6 protein-coding genes and 1 pseudogene are annotated in these 10,466 nt (G+C 43.6%); 4 read left to right on the top strand and 3 right to left on the bottom strand.

Annotation, left to right across the window (positions count from 1 at the left end):
• Window positions 1-184: 184 nt before the first annotated feature.
• A pseudogene (locus tag I6E38_RS13260) lies at window positions 185-400 on the bottom strand (leucine-rich repeat domain-containing protein); the annotation flags it as partial.
• A gap of 940 nt (window positions 401-1,340) precedes the next feature.
• Here I6E38_RS13260 and I6E38_RS13255 point away from each other — a divergent pair.
• The 4 genes from I6E38_RS13255 to I6E38_RS13240 are packed head-to-tail and all read left to right on the top strand — an operon-like array spanning window position 1,341 to window position 7,552.
• Complete coding sequence (locus tag I6E38_RS13255; RefSeq protein ID WP_235394443.1) at window positions 1,341-2,000, top strand: phosphatase PAP2 family protein; 660 nt, start codon at window positions 1,341-1,343, stop codon at window positions 1,998-2,000.
• Between the two features lie 16 nt (window positions 2,001-2,016).
• A complete protein-coding gene (locus I6E38_RS13250) occupies window positions 2,017-5,142 on the top strand; it encodes an efflux RND transporter permease subunit (protein ID WP_044074737.1) in 3,126 nt (1,041 codons plus the stop codon).
• Window positions 5,139-6,380, top strand: a complete 1,242-nt coding sequence (locus tag I6E38_RS13245; RefSeq protein ID WP_082030915.1) for a TolC family protein — start codon at window positions 5,139-5,141, stop codon at window positions 6,378-6,380. Before I6E38_RS13250 ends, I6E38_RS13245 begins: the two co-directional genes overlap by 4 nt.
• The gene (locus I6E38_RS13240; RefSeq protein ID WP_044074738.1) at window positions 6,377-7,552 is read left to right on the top strand and encodes an efflux RND transporter periplasmic adaptor subunit; all 1,176 of its coding nucleotides are present in this window, start codon (window positions 6,377-6,379) and stop codon (window positions 7,550-7,552) included. Before I6E38_RS13245 ends, I6E38_RS13240 begins: the two co-directional genes overlap by 4 nt.
• 101 nt (window positions 7,553-7,653) lie before the next feature.
• Here I6E38_RS13240 and mobV read toward each other — a convergent pair whose 3' ends face one another.
• Both mobV and I6E38_RS13230 read right to left on the bottom strand, forming a co-directional pair.
• Entirely contained in the window at window positions 7,654-9,687 is a 2,034-nt protein-coding gene (gene mobV, locus I6E38_RS13235) for a MobV family relaxase (protein ID WP_235394442.1), read from the bottom strand.
• Between the two features lie 189 nt (window positions 9,688-9,876).
• On the bottom strand, window positions 9,877-10,466 hold a 590-nt coding region (locus I6E38_RS13230), incomplete at its 5' end, for a DUF6371 domain-containing protein (protein ID WP_235394441.1).

The following is a 10,466-nucleotide window of genomic DNA, read 5'->3' as shown; positions in this document are numbered from 1 at the left end:
CTACGTTCACGATATGACAAAATAAAAGCTCCGCAAATTCTCCACGGTAGAAATACGCTGCAAAAATATGTGGAAAATCGGGAACTGCCAAAAAACACTCAGAAAGTATTAAAAGTCAAATGGTATTGAAAATCAAGACTTTATGGTTAGTTAGTCATAGTAAGTTATGGTTAGTTATAAGGCTCTAAATACAATAAGCGAAACAACTACTACCTAAAGAAGTGACAGAAGAAGGGATTGTAATGCTTGTTAAGCCTGAACAACCAGAGAAGCAATAATCCCCCAATGAAGTAACTGAAGAAGGGATTGTGATGCTTGTCAAGCCTGGACAACCAGAAAAACAACCTTCCCCCAAAGAAGTAACTGAAGAAGGGATTGTAATGCTCGTTAAACCAGAACAACCTGAGTATCTATTATTAGTTGATTATCAGTATTATACGCTCTAAACGGTAGAAAAGTGGCTATGTGGATTCTGTTTAGATACGAAAAGGTAATATTTAACGTATTTAACTTTTAGTTACACCAAAAACCAATGAAAAGGGATAGGATGAGGTGTTTCTACTGAAACCGCAGTATGAAAAGCAAAGGAGTCATACAGATTTTACTATGGTTCACGCATCTAAAAAATGGTATACATATAACTTTGCAACCGTGTTGCAAAGTTTATTTGCTATCTTTGCAGCCAAATTGAAAATATAATGAAGCAGAAGCTCTACATAACTATTTTGGCTTTGACAACAATTGTTTTGTTGGCATTGTCGTTTATACCGCACCATCATCACGAAAGTGCGGTATGTACCGTTGTGGAGCATTGCAATAGCGACAACGCTGACAATGACAAACATACGTCACATAAGGACGATGGAACAAAGTGCTTCGAACAAGGCAGTTGGGATGTTGTGTCAGTAAAGACTTTACATACAAGTAACATACATTATTTATATCATGCAATAGTATGGGCTTTATCTCGTATTATGGGATGGGTGTCAGAACCAACTAAGACGGTGTTTGACACTCGCATACCTATTATTATAAAGGCGGAACTATTGCGGATAAATGGACTTAGGGCACCTCCTTTTTATCGTTTCTAATAGCGTTGTTTCTTTTAAGGGGGGCAACGTACAGCGACTATACCTATTCATATGGAAGGTATAGTTACAAATCAATCATTTTTATTATGAACTTGCAAGTGCTTCAGTGTTTGGAGCACAGGCATTAGTTATTGCAAAATGTCAATTAAGGAAATTCTGGCGCTTGGCGCACTGGCTTTTCCTCTTTTGTCGTATGCACAAAGCAAAGACAGCTTGACATTCACACAAGATAGCACAGACATGACTTCTATGAAGAGGTCAAGTGTCGTGCCTTATATTATACCAATGTCACTTATGTCGTATGGAACGGCAGAGGCTATTGTTATGAATAAAGGCAGGATGCTGAACTATGCTATCGGACATGAGGTTATAACCCACAAGCCAATAGCCATAGGGATTGATGACTATACACAGTATGTGCCAGCTGTAAGCGTATTGGCATTAAATCTGTGCGGAGTAAAAAGTTGTCATAACCTAAAAGAACAAACGATGCTGTTGGGGTTGTCAAGTTTGCTGACGGCTATATCCGTAAATGGCTTGAAATACACAGTAAGAGAGATGCGTCCTAATGGCTCACGTCGCAATTCTTTTCCATCTGGGCATACAACAGTTGCCTTCATGGGGGTAGAACTCTTGTGGCAAGAATACAAGGACACTTCACCGTGGATAGGTATAGGTGGTTATGTCATAGCTGCAAGTACAGGAGCATTGCGTGTGTATAACAACAAGCATTGGATAGGAGACGTGGCATTTGGAGCAGGATTGGGTATTCTGTGTACGAAATTGGCATACAAGTTATATGAGCCGATTTCACGCAAGATGCACAACAAACAGTCCAAGCGAACAAACACTGTCTATCCATATTATAACGGACAACAAGGAGGACTAGCACTAACTATACAATTATAATTAGAACGATAAAGAAATGTTTCAAAAAATAATTCAATTATCAATCAAGAACAAGGTAACTATAGGTATGTTGACCTTGGTGCTCATTATATGGGGCACATGGTCGTTGTCGCAGTTGCCTTTTGACTCTACACCTGATATTACAAATAATCAAGTACAGGTGATAACCCAAGCTCCATCATTGGGAGCGCAAGAGGTAGAGCAGTTTATAACCACTCCAGTAGAAATGGCTTTGGCCAACATTCCACGTGTGGAAGAACGCAGAAGCATCAGTAGCAGCGGCTTGTCTGTTATTACATTGGTTTTTGATGACGATGCAGATGTATATTGGGCTCGGCAGCAGGTAAGCCAACAACTAAAGGAGGCAGAGGAAGTCATACCACAAGGTAAGGCAACCATAGGTATGGCTCCTGTCACTACTGGTTTGGGAGAAATATTCCATTATACCATTCGTGCAAAGAAGGGATATGAGGACAAATACAGTTTGTCAGATTTACGTACCATCCAAGATTGGATAGTCCGCAAGCAATTGTCAGGAACACCTGGCGTTGCAGAAGTCAGCGGCTGGGGTGGATATGTGAAGCAGTATGAAGTGGCTGTGGATGCCGACCGTCTCAATGCTGTTGGTCTTACAGTTACAGAAGTTTACGATGCCCTTGAAGCAGGCAACGAGAACACAGGCGGAAGCTACATAGAGAAAAATAGTAACCAGTATTTTATCAGAGGCTTGGGACTTGTTTCAACACTCGAAGACATAGAGCGTATCCCTGTCAAGACAGTCAATGGCACGCCTATCTTGATACGTGACATTGCAAAAGTACAATATGGTTATGCCACACGTTATGGTGCAGTTACACGCAATGGCGAGGGTGAAGTGGTGGCAGGTATCTCACTGATGCTGAAAGGTGAGAATTTCCAGCAAGTTATTAAGAACGTAAAAGAGCGTATTGCGCAGATTCAGAAGAGTCTGCCAGAGGGTGTAGTCATAGAACCATTCATAGACCGCACTCAGTTGGTAGACCGTGTTACTGGAACCATCACCCGCAACCTTATCGAGGGTGGCCTCATTGTTGTGTTCATACTCGTTCTGTTCTTGGGTAATTATAGGGCAGGATTGGTGGTGGCATCCGTCATTCCGCTCGCTATGCTGTTTGCTTTTGGTATGATGCGGTTGTTTGGTGTCAGCGGAAACCTCATGAGTTTGGGAGCCATTGATTTTGGCTTGATCGTGGATGGCGCAGTGATTATCGTAGAAGCCGTATGCCACCATATAGGTATCAGTCGTGACAAATACCATGGCTTGCGCTTAACACAAGAGCAGATGGACAAGGAGATATATCATTCCGCTTCCAAGATTCGTAAGAGTGCAGCCTTTGGCGAAATCATTATCATGACGGTATATCTGCCATTGCTTACATTGGCTGGTATAGAAGGAAAGATGTTCCGTCCGATGGCACTTACCATTTTCTTCGCCATCCTTGGAGCGTTTATCCTTTCGCTTACCTACGTACCAATGGCAAGTGCTCTGTTTCTTAGCAAGGAAAGTGTACATAAGACTAATTTGTCAGACCGTCTGATAAACAAGTTACAGAGTTGGTATAAGCCTATCATCACCAAAAGTCTGCAACATAGCAAGGTGCTCATAGCTTCCATGGTGCTGCTGTTCGGCATCAGCCTTTTCGCTTTCACTCGTTTGGGCGGTGAGTTTATCCCGAATCTTGAAGAAGGTGACTTTGCAGCCGAAATCAGCATGGCACAAGGTACATCACTCTCTCAGATGGTGAAGACCTGCACTCAGGCAGAAAAGATATTGAAGTCTAAGTTCCCGGAGGTGAAGCAGGTGGTAACTCGCATCGGTAGTTCAGAGATTCCAACCGACCCAATGCCTATAGAACGAGCAGACATGCTTATAGCCCTCTATCCGAAAGCAGAATGGACATCTGCCAAGACAAAGGACGAACTCATGGAAAAGATGGAAGAAGCCTTGGGAGCTATTCCTGGAATGGAAGCCGAATTGACACAGCCAATCCAAATGCGAAACAACGAACTGATTACAGGTATTAAGCAGGATGTCGCCATCAAGATATACGGCAACGACCTTGATGCTCTGCAAGCATCCGCAAAGCGAGTGGCATCTCTTATCAAGCGTGTTGACGGGGTGTCTGACCCATTTGTCGAGAAAGTACAAGGTTTGCCACAGATTCAAGTAAAGTACAACCGAGATCAGCTGGCTAAATATGGCATTTCGATAAGAACTGCCAACAAGGTGCTTGAAACTGCTTTTGCAGGAAGCCGCTCGGGATATGTGTTTGAGGGCGACAAGCGATTCGACTTGGTGGTGCGTATGGACAAGGACTTACGTAATGATATAAAAGCTATAGAAAGTCTGTACCTTCCTCTGCCCGATGGTGGAACAATTCCTCTCCAGCAAGTAGCACAGATTACATTGACTGATGCACCTGCACAGGTTACACATGAGGATGGACAGCGAAGGATATTTGTCGGTTTCAATGTAAGAGGACGAGACATACAGACCACAGTAGATGAAATTCAGGAGGTTTTAGACAAGGAACTAAAATTGCCAGCAGGTTATTATTACACTTATGGCGGTCAATTCCAAAATCTTCAAGAGGCAACCGGTCGTTTGATGCTGGCAGTTCCTTTGGCATTGCTCGTCATTTTGGGTTTGCTGTATGCTACGTTGAAGAATATCAGGGAAACCTTGTTCGTATTCTCAGCCATTCCTCTCTCTGCCATTGGTGGTGTGTGGGCTTTATGCCTGCGAGGTATGCCTTTCAGCATTTCCGCAGGTGTAGGTTTCATTGCCCTCTTTGGTGTGGCTGTACTGAACGGTATTGTACTGATAGGACAGTTCAATACTTTTGAGAAAGAAGGCGTGACGGATGTAAAAAAACGAGTGATAGATGGTTGTATGCTCCGTCTTCGTCCTGTCATCATGACCGCATTGGTAGCTTCCTTAGGTTTTATGCCTATGGCCTTGTCAACTGGTGACGGTGCTGAGGTTCAACGACCGTTGGCTACTGTGGTCATCGGCGGATTGGTAACAGCCACGATATTGACACTTGTTGTCTTGCCATCTATTTATAAGACATTCACCAAGAAAAAAGAAACAAACGTATGACAAGAATAAGATTGTTTATATTAGGCGTACTGTCTATGGCATTCGCCTCCATGTACGCACAAAATGAGAGTTGGTCTTTGCAACAATGCATAGACCTCGCTCTTGACAACAGCCTATATATGAGAAATGGGCAAATTGCAGTTGGAAAAGCTAAAGACTTGCAGGGTACAACATTTGATATTGAAAAGACCTCTATAACGCTCAGCCAAGATCCGACATCTGGCGGAAGTCCAGACAATGGCATTTTGATAAGCCAGACCTTTGATTTTCCTACGGTGTATAACGCCCGAAACAAGTTCTTGAAAGCTGAGACTGCCGTTGCGCAAAGTCAGGTGGCAATAGTAGGCAACCAGTTGGTAAGAGATGTAACATCTGCATATTACTCGTGGCTTCATGCACATAGCACTTTGCTCGTGTTGCAAAAGCAAGACAGCGTATATCAGCACTTTCTGCAACTGGCATCGGCTAAGTACAAATCGGGGGAGGCTAACCAGTTGGAACAGATGAATGCACAACGATTGCTGAATGAAAATCGGATAAGTTTGCAAAGAGCAGAGAATGACTGCAAGAAATATTTATTGCAGTTGAAACAGCTCATCAATACCAATACTGACTTCACTCCTCAAAACGAGGGGTTGGCAAAACTACATGACGCGAATCTTGGGGAAACTAATTTCTCAGACACGCCACTTGGACGAAACATGCAAGCACGCCTCATAAGCAATGAACGTAGTGTTTCGCTTGCCAAGCAGGGGTATATGCCAAGCTTCACTCTCGGCTTTACAACACAGGCTGTCATCAAAGGATTCAATCCTTACAATGTTGACAGAAGTAGGTTTTCCAAAGGTAACTTCATGGGATTTGAGGTAGGCATCGGCATACCCCTGTTTTGGAAAAGCAATCGGTCAAAAGTCAAGGCTGCCAAACGTGATGTGGAGTTGGTGCAGAATGAGCGTGCATTGGCAGAACAGCAGCAGAAAACGCTTATGCGTGATGCCACAAATGAGTATATGAGAGCAAAACAAGTTCTTGATTATTACGAAAGACAAGGCAACGCCGAGGCAGCACTCATGGCGAAACTATCTCAGATAAACTACGAGAACGGAGAAATGGGGTATGTGGAATACATACAAAACCAAACTTCGGCTCTTGATGTACAACTTCGTTACATAGATGCTGTCAACGACTATAATCAAGCTATCATCAATATCAATTATCTCAACGGAAATAAACAATGAAAACATTTAATATCATCATCATTGCTGTCATCAGCATATTTCTTGCATCATGCACAAAAGGCAAGCAGGAAGAAGTAAAGGAAAACAAAGTAGAGGAGCAAGGCTATGAAACCATTGAACTTACTCAAGAACAGATAAAGACGGTTGGCATTACGCTCGGCAAGGTTGAGAGTCGCTCTCTCAACAATGTGATACGTGCCAATGGCGAACTTCAGCTCAACCCGCAGGATATGGCAGACGTGACTTCTCTCGTAGGAGGTGTTGTCCGCAAAATTTATGTAACAGAAGGACAGCTGGTGAAAGCAGGTCAAGTGGTTGCACACATAGAGAATACCGAAATCGTAGGATTGCAGAAAGACTATCTCATTGCTGTAAAAGAGACCAATGTAACACATCAGGAGTTGCTACGCCAAAAGACATTGGCTTCACAGAAGGCAGGAGTGGAAAAGACCTTGCAACAGGCATCAGCAGCATACGAGATGGCACTGGCTCGCCAGACAGGGCTTTACAACCAGCTCCGTCAAATTGGCATTAACACCAACCTTGTGAAACAAGGCAGAATCATACGGCAGGTAGCTATCTCTGCTCCAATTTCTGGCATCGTGACGAAGATAAGCATAAAGAGTGGAAGCTATACGGAAAGTTCACAATCATTGATGCAAGTAGCCAACAATGCCGCTGTGTTCTGCAACTTGAATGTTTTTGAGCGCAATATCAATCAAGTTGCTAAAGGGCAGAAAGTAGATTTCGTCATCACCAATAGCCCGAATATTCATTTCAAGGGAACAGTAAGAGAAATTAATCGCTCGATGGATTCTGACACCAAGGCTATATCCGTACGTGTCGGTATTGATACAAAGAACATCACTGAACTTATTCCTGGCATGTATGTGACAGGCATCATCAGTATGGGCAAACAAAATGTGCCAGCCTTGCCTGACGATGCTATTGTAAATGCCAATGGCAAGCAATATGTGTTCGTGCTTGAAAAAAAACACAAAGAAGGCAATGACGTAAAATATCAATTCAAGCAGATGGAAGTCGTTGCAGGTGTAAGCGAATTGGGATATACGCAAATAGATTTCGTCGCTCCTATTAGCAAGAATGCAACTGTTGTCACTTCCAATGCCTTCTACATAGCGTCTATGACGGCAGACCATGGGGAAGAATAAAAGGAAGAAACACAAATGAAATAATATACCTTTATAGTCAAGATGTGAGATAAGCTTTAGATAATCTCACATCTTGATTTTTACAACCTTTTATACAATACTTATCTTCGTGATGAACGATAGGGCTTATTATTAATTGCTCCCAATCCTATCTTCTGTGTTCCATCCCAATTCGTCAGTTGGTCGGCACAACCATTGGAGCCACCAAGCGAAACGTATGTGTCTGCACTGCATGACATGTGGTCAACAAAAGCGAGGAAGTTGTCAATAGCTTTGTCTGTGAATTGAACTTCATTTGTGGCGAAGAGTTTTGTCCAACTGGTGACACATTCCTGCTTGAAGTCTGTAAAACCATGCCAAGACATATCAGACAAGAACCTTTTTGTTGCCGATTCTATACAGGCTTTAGAGTCCAATCCAATATTATGCTTTACAGCAGATGCCATAATGCCATAGTATATGGAAGCCGATTCTTTCTCGTTGAAGTTGACTCTATCTGTCTTGGCAAAGGAAGATAGAGCTTCATGTCCCTCATGGATGAACTTGTCAAGCACTCCTATGTATCTATTTTGACGAGCCATGCTTTCACGTTTGGCTTCGGCTTCTTGCCGAGCCTTTTCTTTTGCATCTTCCTCCTTACGTGCTTCCACTCGTCTCCATGCGTCTATCATTTCTGGCTCCTGCCAAATGGCATTCCAACGAGCCTTCAAATCATTGTACATTTCCAAAAGTGTAGTATTATAACTTTTGGCACTGGCGAGTTCTTCCTTCGCACAGACAAGTTGAGTAGTCACTCGCTCCACAGCCTTCTCGTCAAGTTGAGAGATGCGTTGTTTGACTTTGTTGTTTTCAGTCTTTAGCGCATCATTCTCGGCACGAAGCGACTTGTGCTCCTCTATCTGCTTATTGAGATTCTGCATATAGTAAGTGTATGTCTTGTTGACAGACTTGCGTACATCTTCATTCTGCTTGTCACGTTCTGCATTAATGGCTGCTACAAGAGCCTTGATTGCAGCGTAGATGTTAGCCACACGCTCCTCACGCCATGTCTTTTGTCCTATAAGCGTAGGAATCGGTATGGCAAGTTCTTTCTTTACGGCATTCATCGCTTCTTGAACTGGAGCCTTGATGTTGAGTAAAGGAATGGTCAGCTCCTTCTTGTCAATCAGGGCAAGCACTGCATATTTCTCCACTTTGTCAAGAGCGACTTTCGCCTGACGTTCAGCTTCAAGCACCACCTTGTTCTTATGCTTGCGTCCTCGCTTCTCTTCCTCTGAAAGTTCATCATAAGAGAAGCCTCTTGCCAAGCCATACTTATGCCCTACCTTGTTGTAATAGTCAGTATGCAGTTGGGAAAGGTATTGTGATTTGTCCTTTGCTCGCTCTCCCCATACTTTGGCATAAGAGACCCTTTCAACAACACCCTTTGCCGCTTCCGATTTTGTGTAGTTGCCACGTTCTTCTTTTGGAAGTGCTCTCCATTCCTTTGTAGAGAGAACCTTTTCTGGATTATCCTTGTGAATATACTTGCTTCCGATGCGCCCACGTTTCTTTACTTGTTCAACAGGCACGGTCTGCACATGGGCATGGATGCTTGTCTCGTCACAATGCACATCAAAGCCGATGACATTCTCTTCTCCCCATTTCTCACATGCAAAGCGGTAGGTGTCCAAAGCCCAGTCATAGATGTCTTTTTGCAATACAACCTTGCTGTGGTCAGCATTTGGATCTGACGTGTTGAGTTTCTGTTCACCAAAGGCAAGCCTGTTAAGCACATCATGGTCACCACTGAAGATGATGCCGACAGTGCAGTTCGGACTGTTCCTTGAAACTTGGTTGGGACGCTTGGCATCCATATACGGCTTGAAGCCAAATTCATCAAGTCTATGCTGCAAGCGTTCATGCAACGGCACAGACTGGGAACCAAGAGGCACTATCTTTCCACCCTTGACTATCTCAAAGTTGAGTCTCTTGCGTGAGTAGTTATAATGGTTGTTCTTATCTATGTCTGCGTTTTTTAGTTGGTAACGCTTCTCGTCCCAACCTCTGCGTTCCGCCTCGTTGCCCACTTGGGACGAGAACGATTTCTTGTCTGTGCCTACATGGATGGCGGCACGTGGTATGTTTCTTTCCATAAGAATCTTGTTTGAGTTTGTAACGTAGTTCTTGTATAATTGGAGACAGGTCTCGGGCGGAGCCTGAGCATAATAGAAGGACTTTTTAAGTGAACAGTGTCAGCAAGTGAATCTAAAAGTCCCTATTATGTTTAGGACTTTTGTGAAAGTCCGTCACGCAAGCGTGCTCGCAGATCCTTACCCACTCTGCTATGACTCTTCCACCAACACCAACCCAAGACTGTCTATCAGATGTTGGAGTGGCGGATGTTGCTTTATCAGCCTTTGTAGCGCCATCTGCGGTGTTTCCGTCATCAATAGGAAGTCGGCAATGTCAAGACCATTGGCTTTCTGTTCATCGGTGGCATTGTCTTCCAAGATACTGCTGACAAGAACTTGCTTGCATATTGATTGCAGCAATGGAAGTTTGCTTTTCCACTTATCCGTTGCCCCAAGGTCTGGAACCAAAACAACCTCCCGACCGCTTAGGACTTCGACTGCATCTTTATTGAAACATCCGTTCATGCCTCCAGTAGCCAACCATACGAAATCAGATATGAAGTGGGTGGCAATGATGGCTGTCTTTTCGCTCTCCACGATGGCTATTGTCTTGGTCGTGGTTTTATTTGTCAACAGATGTTCGCCAAAGAAGCACTGCCGAAGTGTAAAGTCTGGCAGTTTCAGTTCCGAATGTACCCAAGTCACCTGGCTGTGGGGTTCCTTGATACGGTGTCCTGTCTTGTCATCATACTTCATTATCTTGCCAGTGCGCACATTCCCATTGACATCTATCTGCCAAA

It is taken from the genome of Leyella stercorea, assembly GCF_021531355.1.
Lineage (GTDB): Bacteria > Bacteroidota > Bacteroidia > Bacteroidales > Bacteroidaceae > Prevotella.
Note: the sequence above shows the minus strand (reverse complement) of the source record. Positions and strands in the feature narration are given on the sequence as shown.

Bases quoted from the DNA above. Each gene is read 5' to 3' on its own strand.
- I6E38_RS13255 (WP_235394443.1), top strand. From the start codon at position 1,341: ATGAAGAGGTCAAGTGTCGTGCCTTATATTATACCAATGTCACTTATG.
- I6E38_RS13250 (WP_044074737.1), top strand. From the start codon at position 2,017: ATGTTTCAAAAAATAATTCAATTATCAATCAAGAACAAGGTAACTATA.
- I6E38_RS13245 (WP_082030915.1), top strand. From the start codon at position 5,139: ATGACAAGAATAAGATTGTTTATATTAGGCGTACTGTCTATGGCATTC.
- I6E38_RS13240 (WP_044074738.1), top strand. From the start codon at position 6,377: ATGAAAACATTTAATATCATCATCATTGCTGTCATCAGCATATTTCTT.
- mobV (WP_235394442.1), bottom strand. From the start codon at position 9,687: ATGGAAAGAAACATACCACGTGCCGCCATCCATGTAGGCACAGACAAG.